Here is an 18,342-nt window from a genome sequence, read left to right on the forward strand (position 1 = left end):
GCCGGTATTCACTGAGCTTGAGAAGGCTCTAGTTGACGAGGCAGAAACCCTCGCAGGGAGCGGCCGTCACGGCAGTGGCGAAATCCGCGATCGCTTTCTGCGCCTCCGATTTCAGGGACGGGCGGACGGCCTGGAGCGCGGACACGAGCGCGTTGCGGTCCGGCGGAGCAAGAGCGCTGGCGATACCGGCTCCATTCTCTGCGAAGGCTTGCGCGATCAACAGACGATTCGCATCGCGCATGTCGGGGCTGCGCAATGCCAGCGCCGAGCCGACGACGATTTCCTGAAGACCGAGCCGCATCTCCCGCAGGCCCCTTGCCCGCTCTTCGGTTTTGTCCTGATCCTTCAGCTTGAAGGCGAAATCGTTGATCGCCGACAGGACGCCGCCTGCCGCCTGGAGCAGGAAGACGCGTGTCCGGGTCAGTTCATCCTGGAATTCGACGGCATTCGCCGCCTGATCCGGAGCCTTCCGGCCCGGCTGCGGCGAGAACAACGCATAGGCCTGCAGGATGCTGGTCTGCTTCTTCACGAAATCGAGCAGCGTCTGCAGGTCATCGGCGCCATAAGGCGGCTTGCCGAGGATAGCCGGGACATTCCAGATATCGGCGAGGACCTTGCCGTCGACCGGGTCCGACAGCCGCGGCAGGCTGGGCTTGCCGTCATACAGCTTGAACAGCGATTCGACGGAGGCATAGGCGGCATCCATATAGGCCTTGCCGTTGGCCGGCACCTGGGCGCGGGCGGCGGGGGCCAGCAAGCAGAGCCCGCCCAGCGCGGCGACGCCCGCGATCGATCGAATCCGAATCATGGTCTTCCTTTTCCGGCGGCGCGCGCTTCAGCCAACAGGCAGAGCTCGGTGAAAAGCACCTGCGCCGCGCACTGCGCCGTATTGCTGGTCGCATCATATTGCGGGGCGACTTCTACGACATCTGCAGCAACGATGTCGCGTCCCTTCAGCGCCCGCAGAATCGCCAGAGCCTCGCGCGGGCTCAGGCCCCCGACCTCCGGTGTGCCCGTGCCGGGCGCGAAGCCCGGATCGAGCGAATCGACGTCGAAGGAGACATAGGTCGGCCCATCACCGATCACGGCCAGCGCCCGGGCGATCACCGCGTCGAGGCCGAGATCGTCGACCTCGTTCGCGTGAATCACGGTCATGCCGGACTCGTAGGAGAACTCCCAGAGATATTCGGCGCCGCCGCGGATGCCGATCTGAATCACGCGTTCGGGGTCGAGCACGCCGTCGAGCACCGCCTGCCGGAACGGCCCGCCATGATGGAACTTCGAGCCTTCGAAGGGGCCGGAGGTGTCACAATGGGCATCAATATGGACCATGCCCACCGGGCGCTTCGCGCCGACGGCCTTCAGGATCGAATAGGTGATGGAGTGGTCGCCGCCGACGGCGAGCGGGGAGACGCCGGCCTCGACGATCGTCCGGAAGGCCGCCTCGATATCCTCGTGGCAGCTCTCCAGCGAATAGCGCGAGCGGAAGGATACGTCGCCGATATCGGCTGCCTCGAGCATGGTGAAGGGCGCCGTGCCCAGCACATGATCCATCGGCCCCATGCGCTCGACGGCGCGGACGGCACGGGGCCCGAGGCGCGCACCGGCGCGGTTGGTGACGCCGAGATCCATGGGAACCCCGACAATCGCGACATCGAGGCCGCCGAGGCCGGGCATCGACAAGGCATCGGGACGATAGGGCGCGCCGAGAAAGGTCGCGACATCGGCGAAGGGCCATTTGCGCTTGTCGCCGGTGAACTGGGCGGCCGCCACCTTGGCGAAGCGCGGATCGTGAATGTCACCGCCTCCAGTGCCGGCATAACGTTCCCGCAGCTTCGCGAGCCTGTCCTGATCCATGCCGGCCTCCCCGCCTCGCGCCCTTCAGCCGGGGATGCGTTCGAGCATCACCACCGGCTCGTTCTGATACTCGACCTGTCCGAAACTCTTGTAGCCGAGCTTGTACGCCACGCGGAAGGAGGCAAGATTTTCCGGCGCGATGATGCAGACGCTGCGGCGCTCCCCGTGGGTCGCTGCGAACCAGCGATGGGCGGCGGCGCCAGCCTCCCCCGCATAGCCCTTCCCGTGCGCCGCGCCCGCCAGAATCCATCCCGCCTCCGGGGCGGCGTCGAATTGCGCGTGCAGGCCCCTGCAACCGTCGAACAGCCCGACTTCACCGACCAGGGTACCGCTGCGTTTCTCGACGACCGCGAACATGCCGTAACCGCGCAGGGTCCAGTGGCCGACGATACGGGTGAGTCGATGCCAGGCCTCCTCGCGGCTGAGAGGGCGGCCACCGAGGAAACGAATGATCTCGGGATCGCTGCGCATCGCGTGGATCGCGTCGAGATCGCCGATCTCCGGGCGTCGCAGGATGAGATTGTCGGTCTCGATCATGGCCGTTTTAACCACCCCGGCGAAAGGGCGCCAAGATGACAACGGAAACTAGCCGAAAGTCGCAAGAATCGGCGATAAAATCCCTCGCGCTTCGAAAATCCATTCGCTACAACCCGATTCTGAACGCCGGGCGGCAGAAGCTGTTTCGAAACGCCCGCACCCGTCAGACACCCGAGGAGAGCCCTAGATGAAGCGTCGTCAGTTTATCCAGACCGCGGCAGCCGGCGCCGCTGCGACCGCCATCGCCATGCCGGCCGTTGCCCAGTCGAACCCGGAAATCAAATGGCGCCTGGCGTCGAGCTTTCCGAAGTCCCTCGACACGATCTATGCCGGCGCCGAAATCATGGCGAAGATGGTCTCCGAGCTGACTGACGGCAAGTTCCAGATCCAGGTCTTCGCGGCCGGCGAAATCGTCCCGGCGCTGCAGGCGGCCGACGCGGTGACCAACAACACCGTCGAGATGGCCCATACCGTCTCGTATTACTATGTCGGCAAGGACCCGACCTTCGCGATCGCCGCCTCGGTGCCGTTCGGCCTCAATGCCCGCATGCAGAACGCCTGGCTGTTCCAGAATGGCGGCAACGAGCTGTTCAACGAATTCTACAAGAAGTTCAACATCCACGGCATCCCCTGCGGCAACACCGGCGCGCAGATGGGCGGCTGGTTCCGCAAGGAGATCAAGTCGGTCGCCGATATCCAGGGCCTGAAGATGCGCATCGGCGGCATCGCCGGCTCGGTGCTGCAGAAGCTCGGCCTCGTGCCCCAGCAACTCGGCGGCGGCGACATCTACCCGGCATTGGAGAAGGGCACGATCGACGGCGCCGAGTGGGTCGGCCCCTATGACGACGAGAAGCTCGGCTTCTCGAAGGTCGCGCCGTACTACTACTATCCGGGCTTCTGGGAGGGCGGGCCGACCGTTCACGCCTTCGTCAACCTGGAGAAGTGGAACGCGCTGCCGAAGGCCTACCAGGCTGCGCTGACCGCCGCCTGCGCCTATGCGAACACGCAGATGGCCGCCCGCTACGACGTGGTGAACCCTCCGGCGCTGAAGCGTCTGGTCGCGGCCGGCACGCAGTTGCGCCCGTTCCCCCAGGACGTGATGGAAGCCTGTCTCAAGGCCTCGAACGAGCTCTATGCCGAGATTTCGGCCAAGAACCCGGACTTCAAGAAGGCGATCGAGGCCATGGCCGCCTTCCGCTCCGACCAGTATCTCTGGTGGCAGGTCGCCGAGCTCAGCTTCGACGTCTTCCAGGTCCGGACACGCGCCCGCTGAAGACGCAGCGCAACGACCGTTCCATCACACGAGGCCCGGCGAAAGCCGGGCCTTTTTTCGTGAGAGAGCGACGACATCGCGCGGCTGCATCGATCGCGCTTCGACAAGACTCGAAGCCGACTCATGACGAAATTGCATGATTGCCATGCAAATTACTCCTGCACCCGCCCGCAGACCTGTTTTCCTCAAGGGCGTTCGCGACGACCGGAAAACCGGCGCGCATGGCCTTGGGGAGGGCAGAATCGATGAAGCGTCGTCATTTTCTGGGAGTTGCCGGGGCCGGAACCGCAGGAGCGATTGCGAGCCCCGCGATCGCACAAGCGATGCCCGAGGTGAAATGGCGCATCACCTCCTCCTTCCCAAAATCGCTCGACACGATCTTCGGCGCCTCCGAGGTGCTGGCGAAGGCAGTCTCCGAGGCGACCGACGGCAAGTTCCAGATCCAGGTTTTCGCGGCTGGCGAGATCGTGCCGGCCCTGCAAGCGGCGGACGCGGTCACCAACGGCACGGTCGAGATGTGCCACACCGCTTCCTATTACTATGTCGGCAAGGACCCGACATTCGCCTTCGGCACCGCCGTGCCCTTCGGGCTGAATTCACGCCAGCAGAATGCCTGGTTCTACCATGGCGGCGGCAATGAACTGCTGAACGAGTTCTACAAGAAGGCGAACATCTATGCCCTGCCCGGCGGCAATACCGGCTGCCAGATGGGCGGCTGGTTCCGCAAGGAACTCAAGACGGTCGCCGACCTTCAGGGCGTCAAGATGCGCATCGGCGGCTTCGCCGGGCAGGTGATGAGCAAGCTCGGCGTCGTACCGCAGCAGATCGGCGGCGGCGACATCTATCCCGCGCTCGAAAAGGGCACGATCGACGCGGCCGAATGGGTCGGCCCGGCCGATGACGAGAAGCTCGGCTTCAACAAGGTGGCGCCCTATTACTACTATCCGGGCTGGTGGGAAGGTGGCGCGGCCCTGCATTTCTTCATCAACACGAAGAAATGGGACGAGCTGCCGAAAACATACAAGTCGCTGCTCACCACGGCGGCGGCTCATGCCAATATCGACATGCAGGCGAAATACGACGCACGCAACCCGGCCGCGCTGAAGCGCCTGGTCGCCGCCGGCGCGCAACTGCGCCCGTTTTCACAGGAAATCCTGGAAGCCTGCCTGAAGGCCTCGAAGGAGGTTTATGCCGAGACATCCGCCAAGAATCCCGACTTCAAGAAACTCTACGATTCGATGGCGGCCTTCCGTAGCGACGAATATCTCTGGTTCCAGATCGCCGAATACACCTTCGACAATTTCCTGATCCGCTCGCGCGTTTCCAACCAGCTCTGATCCAACGGAGCCCGCGGCGCGAGGGATACTCACCCCGGCGCAAGCCGGGGTTTTTCCATGGCCGGGCCTCAACGGGCGGCCTTGCCACAACTGCGCCTTGCTGGCTCAGTAGCAGAAGCCGTAGCCACGGATGTCCGCCATGCTCCGCACAACCGCCCTCGCCCTGTTTCTGACCGGCTTCGCGACAGCGGTGTCGGCACAGTCGATCGGCGAGCCGCTCCCACGGAAATCCGCGCCTTACGAAGCCTCCGCGAAACCGGCCGCGAAGCCCGGCACCGCCGCCCGCCCCTGCCCCGAATACGGCGCGGGCTTCATCCGCATGGAAGGTTCGGCATTCTGCGTGCGAGCCGGCGGCGCCGTCCGGGCCGAGTTCGGCAAGAGTTCCCGCAACGGCTATGGCAGCCGCGCCGACGGGGTGGTCTATCTCGAAAGCCGGGGCCAGACCGCGCTCGGTCCCGTCCGTACGGTGGTCGGCGTGCGCGGACAGGTCAATCGCGGGCTCGATTCCGGCCCCTTCCGCTATTGAGGCCCGGTCTTAACGGAGCAGCCGCGCCACCTCTTCCCGCAGGGCAGGCACAAGCTCCTGCTCGAACCACGGGTTGCGCTTGAGCCAGGCGTTGTTGCGCCACGACGGGTGCGGCAGGGGGAGGACGCGCGGAAAAACCGGCCGGGCAAGGATATCGCGCCAGTTCGCAACGGTGGCGGAGAGATTGGCAGCTTCCTTCGAACCGAGATGCCAGTCCTGGGCATAGCGCCCGATCGCCAGTACCAATTCGATCCGCGGCAACGCCGCGAAGACTCTGGCTCGCCAGGCCGGCGCGCATTCCCGCCGCGGCGGCTTGTCGCCGCCCTTGGCATCGAGGCCGGGAAAGCAGAACCCCATCGGCACCACCGCGACCTTCGCCGCATCGTAGAAGACCGTCTCGTCCATGCCGAGCCAGTTCCGGAGGCGCACGCCCGACGGATCCGTGAAAGGTCGGCCGCTGGCATGGACCCGCGTGCCCGGCGCCTGGCCTGCGATGCAGATCCGCGCCGTCGCCGAAGCCTGGATCACCGGGCGAGGCTGATGCGGCAGGGGGGGCGGGTAGAGCGGCGCGTCGCGGCAGATGCGACAGGCGCGCAGCGCCGCCAGAACCTCGTCGAGCGTCTCGTCGGGGTTCATCGGCGCGCCAGCCGCGACCGGCCGGGCGCCTGCGAGATCAGGCCGTCGCAGAACCAGTCGGATTTCTTCGTCGCGTAGTCGTAAGGGTCGCCCTTCTCGACACGGGCAAGGCCGTTGATACGGCCGCTCGGCCGGCTGCGGATCACGACGAGGTCGCCGCTGGTTTCGATGGTGAAGCAATAGGTGCGGCGCTTTTCCTGCGGGCCATAATAATAGCAGACGGCATCCGGCGTGGTGGTCCAGCAGGCATCGGTGTTGGTCGAATGGCGATTATGGCCGCTCGCCCGGCCATCGGCATGATGATATTCGCTGAACGGCAGGTTGCTGCCGGAATAGCGGCCCGAGACAGTGTTCCCCTCGAAGAGCTGCTTGATCTGATCGCCGGTCAATCGTTCGACGGCCGCCGTCTGCACGGCGGCGAGCAGGCCCAACACAAGCGCCACCATGCCAGCCAGCCGTGACATCAGCGCCGCGCCAGCTTCCGGCTCATCGAAGGTTCGGGTGCCCGCGAGATCAGCCCGTCGCAATACCAGGGCGTACCGTTGTCGGTGTGGTTGCGAGGATTGCCGATCTCGACCTTGGCCAGCGCGTTGACCATGCCGTTGCCGCTGTTGCGCAGGACGTAGAGATCACCGCTCGTCTCGACCGAGAAACAATGGACCGTCCGGTCGGTCGGCGGCCCGTAATAGTAGCAGATGCGGTCCGGCTTGGTGATCCAGCAGGCATCGGTATTGGCCTGCCAGCCGTTATGGCCAAGCGCCCTGCCGTCAGGGTCATGGTACTCGGTGAAGAAGCCGCCATTGGTGTAGCGGCCGGAGACAGTGTTGCCGCGGAAGGCGCGCTCGATCGCCTCGCCGCTCAGCCTTTCGGCAGCCGGTGCATGAGCGGGCAAGGCCAGCACGGCGAGCAAGGCAAGGACCGAACGAAGCATCAGACCTTCCAGCTCGGGCGGATCGATAGCGCCCCATGCCAGCGACGGATATTGACGAAATCCTCCGGCAGCGGGATGCGCGAGGCCTTCATGAAATCGATGGCGATGCCGGCAGTGATGTCCGCGACCGTCAGGGCCTCCCCGCAGATGAAGGGATTGGCCGCGAGCTGCAATTCGAGCAGCCAGAGATGGTCGTCCACCTGGTCGCGGTTGGCCGCGGCCCATTCCGGCACCTGGTCCTCCAGCTCGGCCATCGAGGGATGGCTGTGACGGAAGACGGCGGCGACGCTGGCGAAAAGGCCGAGCTCGACACGCCGGTTCCACATCTCAATCGTCGCCTGCTCCTTGGCATCGCGTCCGAAGAGCGGCGGTTCGGGATGCAGCGCCTCGATATACCGGCAGATCGCGATGGTCTCGGCCAGCGTCGTGCCGTCGTCGAGCTCGAGAACGGGGAGGCGCCGGGCGGGGTTGAGTTTGGCGAAGGCCTCGGTCCTGTGCTCCTTGCGGCCGATGTCGACCGGCACGAGTTCCGGCAGCGGGACATTCTTCTCGGCGAAGAAGATGCGAACCCGTCTTGGATTCGGCGCCCGCCCGCCATCGTAGAGCTTCATCAGATGCCTCCGTCTGCCGCCGTACCCGATCACGGTCCGCGCCGGAAGGTCAACCGGATTGCCGGCACTTCATGACGCGAGCATGGCGGACGCTTCAGCGTGGATGGCTGCGGCGCCAGGCTTCCGGGCGCTCGAACTGCGTCGCCCAGATGCCGCGGCCAGCAGTCCGTGCTTCGTCCTCCTCGGCGCGATAGGCACCGTAGGAGACCGCATGGCCGTCCCGCACCAGCGTCGCGTTGATGTCGGTATCGCCCTGTCGGCAGCGCGCAAGACCGCGGCCGTAGCGGTCGGCCTTGCCGATCTCGCAACGCGTCGCACCGCGCGCCAGCATCGCCTGCAAGGCACGCCGCGCCTCGCGCCCGCAGGCCACCGACCTGCCATCGCGCGCAGTGCAGCTCTGGCGATACTCGGGCGCGTCGATGCCTTCCAGCCGTAACTCCTCGCCGAGCAGCCGCACCGAATCGCCGTCGATCGCCTGAGCCGCGCCGACGAGCTCCCGCGCTGGGCCGAGGCGATATTGCAGGATCGCGCCGGCAAGGCCGAGAAAGCCGAGCAGGCCGAGCGCCACGACGAAGTCGACCGGCCGGCCGACGCGACGCCAGCCGAAGGGTCCATAGCGGGAGCGGCCGAATCCGAAGGGAGCCATCAGGAAGAGCTTAACGATTTGGTGTCCATGATGGCGAGCCGGACCCTGCATGCCGCAGGGCCCGAACGAGGATACACGCTCTCGATCATGGCGGAAGTGACGGCCGAACAGGTGCAGCGCGGGCGCGGACCCGACCCCTCGGCCGTGGCGCGCCGGAAGCTGGTCACGCGCGAGGTCAAGTCGGCGCGCGAGCGGCTGACCTCGTCGACGGGTCTGGAGCGCGCATTCGACAACGAATTGCTGCGCGTCTTCGCGCAATACCGGATCGCAGGCTCTGCCGGCACTCTCGTTCTGGTGCTCAGCATCGCCGCGGCCGCCTGCCTCTGGCTGCCCACCGCGCTCGTCGCGGTCTGGAGTGGCGCGGTGCTGCTGACGACGATGATCATCGTGCTGATGGCCCGGCGCTTTCTGGCGAAGGCCGCCAGCGAGGTCCGGCTGAAACTCTGGCGCCGGCTCTTCGCTCTCGCAGAGGGCATGCATGGTCTCGCCTGGTCGTTGCTGCTGCTCCTGTTCGTCCCGGTGGATGCGCCCGGCGCCAAGGTCTTCGTCACCACCGCTCTGCTGATCGTCAGCGCACTCACCGTCATGCTCTCGGCGACGATCCCAATCGCGGTCTATGCGGGGCTGAGCCCCATCATCCTCGGGATCATGGTGTTCTTCTGGGACCGGCGCGACATCGACAGCGTGACCATGGCGCTCATGGCCGCCTCGGCCCAACTCTTCTTCATCTTCCTCGCCAACCGCCTCTATGCGAGTTCGGTCGCGTCGATCGTATTCAGGGCCGAGAAAGACGCGCTGATCGCAGAGCTGGAAACTGCCAACGCCAATTCGGACGAAGCCCGCCGCAAGGCGGAGGAAGCCAATCTCGCGAAGTCGCGTTTCCTCGCGACGATGAGCCATGAACTGCGCACGCCACTCAACGCCATCCTCGGCTTTTCCGAGGTGATGAAGAACGAGATCTTCGGCGGACATGCCAACGCCGCGTACAAGGAGTATTCGGCCGATATCCACGGCTCGGGCCAGCACCTGCTCAACCTGATCAACGAGATCCTCGACCTCTCGCGCATCGAGGCCGGCAAATACGAGCTGAACGAGGAGGCCCTGTCCCTGCCCAGCATCGTCGACGATTGCCAGCACATGCTGGCGCTGCGCGCCAAGGCCAAGGGCCAGAGCATCCGGGCGCTGGCCGAACCCGACCTGCCGCGCGTCTGGGCCGATGAGCGCGCGATCCGGCAGGCCGTGCTCAACGTGCTCTCGAACGCGATCAAGTTCACGCCGCAGGGCGGCGAGATCACGATCAAGGTCGGCTGGACCGCGACAGGCGGGCAGTATGTCTCCGTCACCGATACCGGCCCCGGCATCCCCGCGAACGAGATTCCGATCGTGATGCAGAGCTTCGGACGCGGATCCCTTGCGATCAAGACGGCCGAGCAGGGCTCGGGGCTGGGCCTGCCGATCGTCAAGGGGTTGATCGACCTGCATGGCGGCGGCTTCCACCTCAAGTCCAGGCCGCGCGCCGGCACCGAAGTCACGATCACGCTGCCGGCGGAGCGCGTGATGGACACGCTCGCCGCCCTGCCCGAGCCGAATACGCGGGCCGCGTGAACGCCAGCGCCCGAATCTCGCCTCATCACCCGGCGACACCCTGTCGGCGTCTCCTTCAGACTTTTTCTCCAGCCTCTCGGACCATCGGACCATGAACCGGAAAACGCGCGTCGCCGTGCTCTATGGGGGAAAGTCGGGCGAGCATGAGGTTTCGCTGAAGTCGGCGGCCTCCGTCCTGCGCCATATCGACCGCGACCGGTTCGAGCCCGTGCCGGTCAGCATCGACAAGCAGGGCCGCTGGCAATGCCACGACCTGCGCCGGATCGAGGGAGCCAATACCGAGAGCCTGCAAATCCCGGCCGATTCACCTGCAATCCGGCTGGAGCCGCAAGGCGGGCGCACCGCAATCCTGCCCGCGGACAGCGCGGCGCCGGCCATCGCGCCGGTCGATGTCGTGTTTCCTGTGATCCATGGCCCGCTCTGCGAGGACGGCGCTATGCAGGGCCTGCTCGAACTCGTCGGTGCGGCCTATGTCGGCTCCGGCGTGCTGGCCTCGGCGGTCGGCATGCACAAGGACATCGCCAAGCGGCTGGCGGCGCTCGCCGGCCTGCCGGTCGCGCCTTATCTCGCCCTGTCGCGGCGCGACTGGCGCCGCGATCCGGAGGGGTCTGCGAAAGCTGCCGAGGGGCGGCTCACGCTCCCCGTCTTCGTCAAGCCCTGCAACATGGGCTCGAGCGTCGGCGTCCATAAGGTCAAGCGCTGGGAGGATCTCTACGCAGCCCTCACGGACGCCTTCCAGTACGACACCAAGGTGCTGATCGAGCAGGGCATCGACGCCCGCGAGATCGAGGTCGCGGTGCTCGACGGCGATCCGCCGGTGGCAAGCGTCGCCAGCGAGCTGAATGCCGGCCCGCAACACGAGTTCTATTCCTACGAGGCCAAATATCTCGACCAGGACGGCGCCAGCGTCGACCTGCCGGCCAAGCTCGATGCCGAGCAGATGGCGCGCGTGCGCCAGCTCGCGATCGACGCCTTCCTCGCGCTGGAATGCAGCGGCTTGGCGCGGGTCGACTTCTTTCTCGACCGCCAGAGCGGCGCCTTCTACTTCAACGAGATCAACACGCTGCCGGGGTTCACCACCATCAGCATGTATCCGAAGATGATGGAGGCTTCCGGCCTGCCCTACTCCGCCCTCATCACCCGCCTGATCGAGCTGGCGCAGGAACGCCATGCAGAGCGGGCGGCCTTGAAGACGGACTACGAGGGTTAGTCCTTCCGCGCGACCTGCGCCTGCTCGAAGGTCGCCATACCGGAATGCACCGCTGCCGCCGCCTTGACGAGGCCGGCGGCCAGTGCCGCGCCAGAGCCTTCGCCCAGCCGCATGTCCAATGCCAGCAGCGGCACCTTGCCGAGGCGGGCGAGCACGTCGGCATGGGCGCCCTCGAACGAAAGATGGCCGGCGATGCAGTGGTCGATCGTCGAAGGCTCGATCGCGTGCAGGATCGCGGCAGCGGCCGTCACGACATAGCCGTCGAGGATCACCGGAATGCGCTGCGAACGTGCGGCGATGATGGCGCCGCAGATTGCCGCGACCTCGCGTCCGCCGAGACGGCGCAACACTTCAAGCGGGTCCTTGAGATGGGCGCGGTGCAGGGCAAGGCCCGCCTCAACCGCCGCAACCTTGCGCTTCAGGCCCTCGTCGTCGATGCCGGTGCCGCGCCCGCACCAATGCGCGGCATCGCCGCCATAGAGCGCGGCATAGATCGCGGCTGCAGAGGTGGTATTGCCTATGCCCATCTCGCCGAGGCAGAGCAGGTCGGTGCCGCCGACGAGTGCTTCCATGCCGAAGGCCATGGTGGCGACGCAGGCGCGCTCGTCGAGCGCATCGCCCTGCGTGAAATCGCCGGTCGGCAGGTCGAGCGCCAGGTCGAAGACCTTGAAGCCGAGATCATAGGCCGCACAGATCTGGTTGATTGCAGCGCCGCCGGCGGCAAAATTCTCCAGCATCTGGCGCGTCACCGCCTGCGGATAGGCTGACACGCCCTGCGCGACCACGCCATGATTGCCGGCAAAGACACAGACCAGCGGCCGATCGACCGCGGGCTTCGCCTTGCCCTGCCAGGCGGCAAGCCATTCGGCGATCTCCTCCAAGCGGCCGAGGCTGCCGGCCGGCTTGGTGAGGTTGGCATCGCGGGCGCGCACCGCGTTTGCGGCTTCCATGTCGGGGCCTGGCATCGCGGCGATGAGGTCGCGGATATCGTCGAAGGGCAATCCGGAGGCGGCCATGGTCAAATCCATCACGCGAGGGCGCCGCATCAGCGCATCAGCGTGGCGGCAGGATTGACGCTGCTGCTATAGGGTCGGGAGCGTGAAGACAATCGAGCGAGACGACGCGGCAGGCATGGCAGAGGCTGAAACCACGAGCGGGTCGCCCCCGCCGGACTGGCCGGGCTGGGGAATCGCGACCGCGATCTGCCTGCGCTTCTGGTCGCGCCTGCCCGTGCCGCTGCTGCCCGGGGAGACGGACGGCCATGCGCTTCCCGATTTTCGGGAGGTGCCGCGCGCCCTGCCCTTCGCCGCGCTCATCATCGCCACTCCAGCCGCGCTGACCGCGCTGGGCGCCGGCCTTGCCGGCCTGAGCGGCTTCGTCGTCGCGGCACTGGCGCTGACCGCCCTCGCATTGACCACCGGCGCCTTCCATGAGGACGGGCTGGCCGACACCGCTGACGGACTGTTCGGCGGGCATACGCTCGAGCGGCGGCTGGATATCATGAAGGACAGCCGTATCGGCTCCTATGGCGCGCTGGCGCTGGGGCTGTCGTTGCTGCTGCGGGCGAGCCTGATCGCCATGATCCTCGACCGCTCCGGCGCCTGGGCGGCGGCGGCGGCGTTGCTCGTCGCGGCGCCATGGTCGCGCGCCGAAGGGCTTTTCATGCTGGCCACGCAGCCGGCGGCGCGCAGCAGCGGCGCGGCTGCGGCCGTCGGCCAACCAACCGTGCCGACCGCACGGATCGCACTGGGCTTGAGTCTCTTCCTCGCGACCGGGATCGGGCTCGCGGCGGAACTGCCAATCACCGGGTTGCTGATCGGTTTCGCGTTGGCGCATGGCGCGGCTGCCGTACTGTCACGCACGGCGCGACGGCTCATCGGCGGGCAGACGGGCGACATCCTCGGGGCGGCACAGCAGCTCGCCGAGATCGCGATCTATCTGGGCCTTGCACTGGCGCTCGGATGGGGTGGGCGATGAGCGGCGCCTCGACGCCCTGCGTCAAAATCTGCGTGATCGATCCCGTGACCAAACTCTGCGAGGGCTGCGGCCGGACACTCACCGAGATCGCGCGATGGGGTCGGTTGAGCGAGGCCGAGCGATTGGCGATCATGGCGGCGCTGCCGAAGCGATTGGCCGACCGCCAAAGCTAAAAGTCAGTCCTCAGCCGCACCGGCCAGATCGGCCAGCGCATCCCCGGTCAGGCGATAGAACACCTTCGTCGGATGGGTGGCAGCACCGAGGCCGTCATAGAAGCGCAGCAGTGCCGCGTCGTCCGCATCGGCCGTCCAGTCGATCCGATGGTGGCCCCGTTCCAGCGCGAGTTCCGCCAGCGCCACCATGAGCTTCCGGCCGAGCCCGGCACCGCGCGCGGCGTCGGCGACGTAAATCTCCTTCAGGAAGAAACCGGTCTTCAGGCCCGGCCCCGGATAAAGATTGCAGGCCGCAGCGAAGCCGAGCACGGCCTCGCCCTTCATCACAATGAGAATGTCGACTCCCGCCGGCAAGGTCGCAAGCCCGGCGAGAATCTCGGCCGGTGTCGGGCACGGCACGCTGTAATGACCCTGCATCTCGACCATCAGCGCGGTGAGCGCCTTGTGGTCCTCGGGCCGCAGCAGCCGGATCGTGATCGCATTCATGGCTGCGCGCACTTCAATGGATGAGCGACCAGACGAAACGGCTCGCGACCACGAGCAGGAACAGTCCGAAAGCGATCTCGAGACGACGCTTCGAGAGCCGATGCGCCAGCCGTGCACCGATCGGGGCGGTCCAGATCGAGGTCGGGATGAACAGGATCATGCCGATCAGCGAGACATAGCCGAGCGAGAGCGGCGGCAGCGTCCCCAGGGCCATCTGCGGCCAGCCCGCATAGATGAAGCCGACCGCGCCGGGGATCGAGATCAGCACGCCAAGCCCCGAGGAGGTCGCGACGGCCTGATGGATCGGCCGGCCGTAGAAGGTCATGAACAGGCTGGAGAGCTGGCCGCCGCCGATCCCCATCAACGCCGAGAGTACGCCGATGATACCGCCATAGACGACCATCAGCGGCTTGCCGGGCATGTCCTCGCCGAATTTCCAGCGATCGGCGGCGAAGAGCAGGCGGAGCGCCGAGATGGTGGCGACGGCGACGAAGACGATCTTGAAGAGGTCGGCCGGAGCGAAGCGGGCAATCCAGCTGCCGGCGAGCACGCCGACGACCACCGGAACCGCCCAGACCTTGAGGATCGACAAATCGACCAGTCCCTTGGCGCGGTGAGCGTTGAAGGAGCGAATCGAGGTGGGGATGATGATCGCGAGCGAGGTGCCGACGCTGAGCGGCATGCGAACCTCTTCCGCCACGCCGATGACGCGGAAGATCTCGTAGAGAACCGGCACGATGACCGCGCCGCCGCCGACGCCGAAGACGCCGGCCAGAAGGCCGGTGACTGCGCCGGCCAGCACAAGCGAGACGGCGAGGAAGGCGAGATCGCCTATGGGAATGCCTGCAAACATGAAGAGAGATCCGATGAAGCCGCCCGATCTCTCGGTCATTTGGCCAGCGGGGGCAAGACGCCCTCCGCATAGCCGTTGCGTGAATTGCGGTCTGCGGCCGCTTTAGCCGCGCCCGGTATCGAAGATCGGCGCGAAGCCGCCGTAGACGACGCGCTTACCGTCGAAGGGCATCTCGAGCTGCGCCATGCGCGAGTCCGCCATCATCTTGCTCCAGGCGGCGGCGCGCACTTCCCTGGAGGGCCACTCGACCCAGCTGAACACCACCGTCTCGCCGGCTTCGGCCTTCACCGCCCCCTTGAAATCGGTGAGCTTGCCGTCGGGCACGTCGTCACCCCAGGCGTCGACGACGCGACGGGCGCCGTATTCCTTGAACAATGCGGCATGTCCGGCAGAGAAATCGCGATAATCCGCCTTGCGGTCATCGGGCACGGCGACGAGGACGCCATCGATATAGCCCATCGCACCGCCCTCGCCTTCGTCGAGAATCGGGGCGAAGCCGCCATAGATCATGCGCTTGCCGTCGAAGGGCATCTCCTCGCCCATCGCCTTCATGCGGGGATCGCTCATGATCTTCTGGTTGGCGGCGTCGCGCGTCGCCCGGTCGGGATATTCGAACCAGGAGAAGACCACGACCTCGTCCGGCGTCGCCTTCACCGCCCCCTTGAAATCCGTCACCTTGCCGTCCGGGACATCGTCGCCCCAGGTCTCGACATGGCGCCGGACGCCGAACTCCTGGAACAGCGGCGCCGCATCGGCAGCCTGCTTGCGATATGCCTCCTTGTTCGCGGCGGGAACCGCCAGGACGAAACCCTCGACGTAAGCCATTGCATGTCTCCTTGCCGGCGACCGCCGGTGGCGGCCGCATCAAAATGTTGATATCAACTCGATAGACCCGGAACGGGCCCGCAAAGCCACCGTCAGTCGCTGCAGGAACTCACGGCGAGCTGCGGCTGGAAGCTTGCTGCACCCAGCGGCCTGTCCGGGTAGCGGTCGTGATGGCGGACCCAATCCATGATCCCGATCTCGTTGCGCCCCTTCGGGGTCATGTCGAGGAAGTTATGGGCACCGATCATGAGGTCTCCGCCGCGGGCATAGGTCGAGTAGGTGTGGAAGATCGCGCCGGCCTCGTTGCGATAGAAGACGCTGAAGCCCGGCATCTCGCCACCCTGCCCATCGTGCATCGCGTAATTGTATTCGTAGCGGCCGGCCGCCTTCTCCTCCGGGCTCGGCGAGACATGGAAATCGTAGTTGAAGTCACTGTTCGCCGAGGAGACCCAGGGGAAATCCCAGCCCATGCGATGCCGGAAATTCTGGAATTCCGCGTAAGGCGCCCGCGAGACGACGACGAGGCTGACGTCGTGATGCTTCAGGTGCCGGTTGGCGCCGTCGAAATGATCGGCCAGGAAGGAGCAGCTCGGGCAGCCTTCCCGTGCGCCGGGCCCGAACATGAAGTGATAGATGATCAATTGGCTGTTACCGGCGAAGAGGTCGCCCAGCGACAACCCGCCATCCCAGCCTTCGAAGGTGTAGTTCTTCTCGATCCTGACCCACGGCAGCGCGCGCCGCTCGGCCGAAAGCGCATCGCGCCGGCGGGTCAGCTCCTTCTCGTTGGCGAGATGCAGCTTGCGCGCGGCGAGCCACTCCTCACGGGATACGATCCTGTGTTCCATCGTCTCCTCTCCTCCATCTTCCGCCGGCATCGTGCCGGCGACCTTTTCGGCGTGCTCCGCACGCACTGGCTCAGGCGAAATAGGCCTCGAGCTTGACCATGGTTCCCGCCCAGCCATGGGTGTGGCCGCGCACCGCGGCATCGTCGGCGAGCTTCTCGTGCAAAAGCGTCAGGATCGTGCCGTCGCCATCAGGCTTCAGCGTGACGGTGACGCGCGAGAGGCGCTCGGGCGTCGTGATCCAGGACCAACTGAAGACGAGGCGCTCGTTCTCGACAACCTCCAGATAGCGGCCGAGCACCTCGTGGCGTTCGCCGGTATCCTCGATCATCACGACACGATAGGCGCCGTCGACGCGCGGATCGATCTCCGCTTCCTGCGCCACGACATTCTCCGGGCCGAACCAGCGGACGAGCAGATCCGGGTCGGTCCAGGCTTTGTAGACCTCGGTCGGCGGCGCATTGAGGCGGCGCTTCATCGTGAGGCTGGGTGTCACCGGCTGATGCATGCGCTCTCTTCCCTCTGCGTTTCCTGGCCTCTTTTTCCTTCAGTCCTCGCCAATGCGACGCGCTTCGAGCAGTGCCTCCAGCGCATCGAGCCGCTCGGTCCAGAACCGCTGATAGCGCGCCAGCCAGCCCATCGCGTCCTCCATCGGCTCCGCATTCAGGTGGCACGACACGATACGCCCCGCCTTGGTCCGCGACAGCAATCCGGCATCCGAAAGGACATCGAGATGCTTCATGATGGCGGGGAGCGAGACGGGAAACGGCTTCGCCAGTTCACTGACGGAAAGTCCGTCCTCCCGCTCCAGACGTGCCAGCAGGGCCCTGCGCGTCGGGTCCGCCAAAGCGGAAAAGGTTCGGTCGAGCTGCGCATCCTGAAACTTAACCATTGAGTTAAGTGTAAGCGCAAACCGCTTCACGCGTCAAGCTGGTGTTCCAGGCGAGAGATTTCGGTCCGGCTCAGGCTGCGGCAGCGGCCTCGTGACGCGAGACATGGGCGATGGCTGCGCGAAGGTCATCCAGCGTCGCATCCGCACCGACGCAGCGCTCGGCGAGATGGCGGCGGAACAGGCGTGCGCCCGGGCGGCCGGGAAACAGGCCGACGAGATGGCGCGTGAAGGCGTGAAGGCGCCCGCCTCGTTCCAGATGCATCGCGAGATGCGGCTCCAACGCCTCCAGCATGGCGAAGGCGTCGGCCACCGGGGCCTCCTGCCCGAAGAGCAGCGGATCGACCTGAAGCAGAATCTCGGGATTCTGATAGGCTTCGCGGCCGATCATCACGCCATCGAGCTTCTCCAGATGCACCCGCCATTCTGAGGGCGCCTTGATGCCGCCATTGATCGCAATCGTCAGGTCCGGATTGGCGGCCTTCAGGCGATAAGCGCGCTCGTAATCGAGCGGCGGGATCTCGCGGTTCTCCTTGGGAGAGAGCCCCTGCAGCCACGCCTTGCGGGCGTGGACAATCAGCGCATCGACGCCGACCGCGCGCACTGAAGCGGTCAATGTGTCGAGCGCCGTTTCCGGGTCCTGATCATCGACGCCGAGGCGGCATTTCACCGTGACGGGCACCCCGACCGCCGCCTTCATCGCGGCGACGCAATCGCCGACCAGTGCCGGCTCGCGCATCAGACAGGCGCCGAAAGCCCCGCCCTGAACCCTATCGGATGGACAGCCACAATTCAGGTTGATCTCATCATAGCCAAAATCGGCGCCGATCTTCGCGGCCTCCGCCAGAAGCTTCGGATCATTCCCGCCGAGCTGGAGCGCGACGGGATGCTCCGTCGCATCGAAACCGATCAGGCGGTCGCGATCGCCCCGGATCACCGCCTGCGCCGTCACCATCTCGGTATAGAGCAGGGCATGACGCGACATCAGGCGGTGAATGACGCGGCAATACCGATCAGTCCAATCCATCATCGGCGCCACGGAGAAGCGCCAGAAGCGCGCGGCTCCATCGATCGGGTCTGTCGTAATCTCTGTCTTCAACGTTCGGCCTGCAGATGCCTTGTTGCAAT

23 protein-coding genes are annotated in these 18,342 nt (G+C 65.9%); 7 read left to right on the forward strand and 16 right to left on the reverse strand.

The window, feature by feature from the left end; translation table 11 throughout:
- Nucleotides 1-28: 28 nt before the first annotated feature.
- From J0I42_RS01270 to J0I42_RS01280, 3 genes are read right to left on the reverse strand one after another with little or no spacing between them, the layout of a single operon-like run.
- On the reverse strand, nucleotides 29-808 hold the full coding sequence (locus tag J0I42_RS01270) for a hypothetical protein (RefSeq protein WP_291652007.1): 780 nt from the start codon (nucleotides 806-808) through the stop codon (nucleotides 29-31).
- A complete protein-coding gene (gene speB / locus J0I42_RS01275; protein ID WP_291652009.1) occupies nucleotides 805-1,857 on the reverse strand; it encodes an agmatinase in 1,053 nt (350 codons plus the stop codon). The genes J0I42_RS01270 and speB overlap by 4 nt, the downstream gene beginning before the upstream one ends.
- A gap of 24 nt (nucleotides 1,858-1,881) precedes the next feature.
- Nucleotides 1,882-2,394, reverse strand: a complete 513-nt coding sequence (locus J0I42_RS01280; RefSeq protein WP_291652011.1) for a GNAT family N-acetyltransferase — start codon at nucleotides 2,392-2,394, stop codon at nucleotides 1,882-1,884.
- Nucleotides 2,395-2,581: 187 nt separating this feature from the next.
- Here J0I42_RS01280 and J0I42_RS01285 point away from each other — a divergent pair, with 187 nt between their 5' ends.
- The 3 genes from J0I42_RS01285 (at nucleotide 2,582) to J0I42_RS01295 (ending at nucleotide 5,530) form a co-directional block, all read left to right on the forward strand.
- Nucleotides 2,582-3,667 (forward strand): TRAP transporter substrate-binding protein, encoded by a 1,086-nt coding sequence (locus J0I42_RS01285; RefSeq protein ID WP_291652013.1) that lies wholly within the window; start codon nucleotides 2,582-2,584, stop codon nucleotides 3,665-3,667.
- A gap of 245 nt (nucleotides 3,668-3,912) precedes the next feature.
- The gene (locus J0I42_RS01290) at nucleotides 3,913-5,004 is read left to right on the forward strand and encodes a TRAP transporter substrate-binding protein (protein WP_291652015.1); all 1,092 of its coding nucleotides are present in this window, start codon (nucleotides 3,913-3,915) and stop codon (nucleotides 5,002-5,004) included.
- Between the two features lie 139 nt (nucleotides 5,005-5,143).
- Entirely contained in the window at nucleotides 5,144-5,530 is a 387-nt protein-coding gene (locus J0I42_RS01295) for a porin family protein (RefSeq protein ID WP_291652017.1), read from the forward strand.
- 9 nt (nucleotides 5,531-5,539) lie between these two features.
- Here the strand turns inward: J0I42_RS01295 and J0I42_RS01300 are convergent, their stop codons facing one another.
- The 5 genes from J0I42_RS01300 to J0I42_RS01320 all read right to left on the reverse strand — a co-directional run bounded on the left by J0I42_RS01300 (nucleotide 5,540) and on the right by J0I42_RS01320 (nucleotide 8,354).
- Nucleotides 5,540-6,166, reverse strand: coding sequence for a uracil-DNA glycosylase family protein (locus J0I42_RS01300; RefSeq protein WP_291652019.1), 627 nt, complete (start codon nucleotides 6,164-6,166; stop codon nucleotides 5,540-5,542).
- Nucleotides 6,163-6,630 carry a hypothetical protein gene (locus tag J0I42_RS01305; protein WP_291652020.1) on the reverse strand — a complete coding sequence of 156 codons (468 nt, stop codon included), beginning with the start codon at nucleotides 6,628-6,630 and terminating at the stop codon, nucleotides 6,163-6,165. The genes J0I42_RS01300 and J0I42_RS01305 overlap by 4 nt, the downstream gene beginning before the upstream one ends.
- The gene (locus J0I42_RS01310; RefSeq protein ID WP_291652022.1) at nucleotides 6,630-7,097 is read right to left on the reverse strand and encodes a hypothetical protein; all 468 of its coding nucleotides are present in this window, start codon (nucleotides 7,095-7,097) and stop codon (nucleotides 6,630-6,632) included. The genes J0I42_RS01305 and J0I42_RS01310 overlap by 1 nt, the downstream gene beginning before the upstream one ends.
- Nucleotides 7,097-7,708, reverse strand: a complete 612-nt coding sequence (locus J0I42_RS01315; protein WP_291652023.1) for a glutathione S-transferase family protein — start codon at nucleotides 7,706-7,708, stop codon at nucleotides 7,097-7,099. Before J0I42_RS01315 ends, J0I42_RS01310 begins: the two co-directional genes overlap by 1 nt.
- 94 nt (nucleotides 7,709-7,802) lie before the next feature.
- The gene (locus J0I42_RS01320) at nucleotides 7,803-8,354 is read right to left on the reverse strand and encodes a thermonuclease family protein (RefSeq protein ID WP_291652025.1); all 552 of its coding nucleotides are present in this window, start codon (nucleotides 8,352-8,354) and stop codon (nucleotides 7,803-7,805) included.
- Nucleotides 8,355-8,441: 87 nt separating this feature from the next.
- Between J0I42_RS01320 and J0I42_RS01325 the strand changes: the two genes are divergently transcribed.
- Nucleotides 8,442-9,959: a sensor histidine kinase gene (locus J0I42_RS01325; protein WP_291652653.1), complete on the forward strand. Its 1,518-nt coding sequence runs from the start codon at nucleotides 8,442-8,444 to the stop codon at nucleotides 9,957-9,959.
- Between the two features lie 91 nt (nucleotides 9,960-10,050).
- Nucleotides 10,051-11,169, forward strand: a complete 1,119-nt coding sequence (locus J0I42_RS01330; RefSeq protein WP_291652026.1) for a D-alanine--D-alanine ligase family protein — start codon at nucleotides 10,051-10,053, stop codon at nucleotides 11,167-11,169.
- Here the strand turns inward: J0I42_RS01330 and cobT are convergent.
- Complete coding sequence (cobT, locus tag J0I42_RS01335; RefSeq protein ID WP_291652027.1) at nucleotides 11,166-12,185, reverse strand: nicotinate-nucleotide--dimethylbenzimidazole phosphoribosyltransferase; 1,020 nt, start codon at nucleotides 12,183-12,185, stop codon at nucleotides 11,166-11,168. The genes J0I42_RS01330 and cobT overlap by 4 nt on opposite strands.
- A 115-nt stretch (nucleotides 12,186-12,300) precedes the next feature.
- Here cobT and J0I42_RS01340 point away from each other — a divergent pair, with 115 nt between their 5' ends.
- Together J0I42_RS01340 and J0I42_RS01345 are read left to right on the forward strand one after the other, a co-directional pair.
- Entirely contained in the window at nucleotides 12,301-13,146 is an 846-nt protein-coding gene (locus J0I42_RS01340; RefSeq protein WP_291652028.1) for an adenosylcobinamide-GDP ribazoletransferase, read from the forward strand.
- On the forward strand, nucleotides 13,143-13,319 hold the full coding sequence (locus tag J0I42_RS01345) for a DUF1289 domain-containing protein (protein WP_291652030.1): 177 nt from the start codon (nucleotides 13,143-13,145) through the stop codon (nucleotides 13,317-13,319). Before J0I42_RS01340 ends, J0I42_RS01345 begins: the two co-directional genes overlap by 4 nt.
- 3 nt (nucleotides 13,320-13,322) lie before the next feature.
- On the opposite strand, the gene J0I42_RS01350 is transcribed toward J0I42_RS01345, so the two are convergent.
- From J0I42_RS01350 to dusA, 7 genes are all read right to left on the reverse strand, one after another.
- Entirely contained in the window at nucleotides 13,323-13,805 is a 483-nt protein-coding gene (locus J0I42_RS01350; protein WP_291652032.1) for a GNAT family N-acetyltransferase, read from the reverse strand.
- A gap of 13 nt (nucleotides 13,806-13,818) precedes the next feature.
- A complete protein-coding gene (locus J0I42_RS01355; protein WP_291652034.1) occupies nucleotides 13,819-14,658 on the reverse strand; it encodes a sulfite exporter TauE/SafE family protein in 840 nt (279 codons plus the stop codon).
- Between the two features lie 102 nt (nucleotides 14,659-14,760).
- A complete protein-coding gene (locus J0I42_RS01360) occupies nucleotides 14,761-15,483 on the reverse strand; it encodes a DUF1428 domain-containing protein (RefSeq protein WP_291652036.1) in 723 nt (240 codons plus the stop codon).
- A 92-nt stretch (nucleotides 15,484-15,575) separates the two neighbouring features.
- Entirely contained in the window at nucleotides 15,576-16,328 is a 753-nt protein-coding gene (locus J0I42_RS01365; RefSeq protein ID WP_291652038.1) for a DUF899 domain-containing protein, read from the reverse strand.
- Between the two features lie 70 nt (nucleotides 16,329-16,398).
- A complete protein-coding gene (locus J0I42_RS01370) occupies nucleotides 16,399-16,833 on the reverse strand; it encodes an SRPBCC family protein (RefSeq protein WP_291652040.1) in 435 nt (144 codons plus the stop codon).
- A 39-nt stretch (nucleotides 16,834-16,872) separates the two neighbouring features.
- Nucleotides 16,873-17,247 carry an ArsR/SmtB family transcription factor gene (locus J0I42_RS01375; RefSeq protein ID WP_291652042.1) on the reverse strand — a complete coding sequence of 125 codons (375 nt, stop codon included), beginning with the start codon at nucleotides 17,245-17,247 and terminating at the stop codon, nucleotides 16,873-16,875.
- Nucleotides 17,248-17,287: 40 nt separating this feature from the next.
- A complete protein-coding gene (gene dusA / locus J0I42_RS01380) occupies nucleotides 17,288-18,313 on the reverse strand; it encodes a tRNA dihydrouridine(20/20a) synthase DusA (protein WP_291652044.1) in 1,026 nt (341 codons plus the stop codon).
- Nucleotides 18,314-18,342: the final 29 nt, after the last annotated feature.

Origin of the sequence: Allobosea sp., from assembly GCF_017308015.1 — a bacterium.
GTDB lineage: Bacteria > Pseudomonadota > Alphaproteobacteria > Rhizobiales > Beijerinckiaceae > Allobosea.

Excerpts from the sequence above, each read along its gene's own strand:
- J0I42_RS01270 (WP_291652007.1), bottom strand. The coding sequence starts at position 808 with ATGATTCGGATTCGATCGATCGCGGGCGTCGCCGCGCTGGGCGGGCTC.
- speB (WP_291652009.1), bottom strand. The coding sequence starts at position 1,857 with ATGGATCAGGACAGGCTCGCGAAGCTGCGGGAACGTTATGCCGGCACT.
- J0I42_RS01280 (WP_291652011.1), bottom strand. The coding sequence starts at position 2,394 with ATGATCGAGACCGACAATCTCATCCTGCGACGCCCGGAGATCGGCGAT.
- J0I42_RS01285 (WP_291652013.1), top strand. The coding sequence starts at position 2,582 with ATGAAGCGTCGTCAGTTTATCCAGACCGCGGCAGCCGGCGCCGCTGCG.
- J0I42_RS01290 (WP_291652015.1), top strand. The coding sequence starts at position 3,913 with ATGAAGCGTCGTCATTTTCTGGGAGTTGCCGGGGCCGGAACCGCAGGA.
- J0I42_RS01295 (WP_291652017.1), top strand. The coding sequence starts at position 5,144 with ATGCTCCGCACAACCGCCCTCGCCCTGTTTCTGACCGGCTTCGCGACA.
- J0I42_RS01300 (WP_291652019.1), bottom strand. The coding sequence starts at position 6,166 with ATGAACCCCGACGAGACGCTCGACGAGGTTCTGGCGGCGCTGCGCGCC.
- J0I42_RS01305 (WP_291652020.1), bottom strand. The coding sequence starts at position 6,630 with ATGTCACGGCTGGCTGGCATGGTGGCGCTTGTGTTGGGCCTGCTCGCC.
- J0I42_RS01310 (WP_291652022.1), bottom strand. The coding sequence starts at position 7,097 with ATGCTTCGTTCGGTCCTTGCCTTGCTCGCCGTGCTGGCCTTGCCCGCT.
- J0I42_RS01315 (WP_291652023.1), bottom strand. The coding sequence starts at position 7,708 with ATGAAGCTCTACGATGGCGGGCGGGCGCCGAATCCAAGACGGGTTCGC.
- J0I42_RS01320 (WP_291652025.1), bottom strand. The coding sequence starts at position 8,354 with ATGGCTCCCTTCGGATTCGGCCGCTCCCGCTATGGACCCTTCGGCTGG.
- J0I42_RS01325 (WP_291652653.1), top strand. The coding sequence starts at position 8,442 with ATGGCGGAAGTGACGGCCGAACAGGTGCAGCGCGGGCGCGGACCCGAC.
- J0I42_RS01330 (WP_291652026.1), top strand. The coding sequence starts at position 10,051 with ATGAACCGGAAAACGCGCGTCGCCGTGCTCTATGGGGGAAAGTCGGGC.
- cobT (WP_291652027.1), bottom strand. The coding sequence starts at position 12,185 with ATGGCCGCCTCCGGATTGCCCTTCGACGATATCCGCGACCTCATCGCC.
- J0I42_RS01340 (WP_291652028.1), top strand. The coding sequence starts at position 12,301 with ATGGCAGAGGCTGAAACCACGAGCGGGTCGCCCCCGCCGGACTGGCCG.
- J0I42_RS01345 (WP_291652030.1), top strand. The coding sequence starts at position 13,143 with ATGAGCGGCGCCTCGACGCCCTGCGTCAAAATCTGCGTGATCGATCCC.
- J0I42_RS01350 (WP_291652032.1), bottom strand. The coding sequence starts at position 13,805 with ATGAATGCGATCACGATCCGGCTGCTGCGGCCCGAGGACCACAAGGCG.
- J0I42_RS01355 (WP_291652034.1), bottom strand. The coding sequence starts at position 14,658 with ATGTTTGCAGGCATTCCCATAGGCGATCTCGCCTTCCTCGCCGTCTCG.
- J0I42_RS01360 (WP_291652036.1), bottom strand. The coding sequence starts at position 15,483 with ATGGCTTACGTCGAGGGTTTCGTCCTGGCGGTTCCCGCCGCGAACAAG.
- J0I42_RS01365 (WP_291652038.1), bottom strand. The coding sequence starts at position 16,328 with ATGGAACACAGGATCGTATCCCGTGAGGAGTGGCTCGCCGCGCGCAAG.
- J0I42_RS01370 (WP_291652040.1), bottom strand. The coding sequence starts at position 16,833 with ATGCATCAGCCGGTGACACCCAGCCTCACGATGAAGCGCCGCCTCAAT.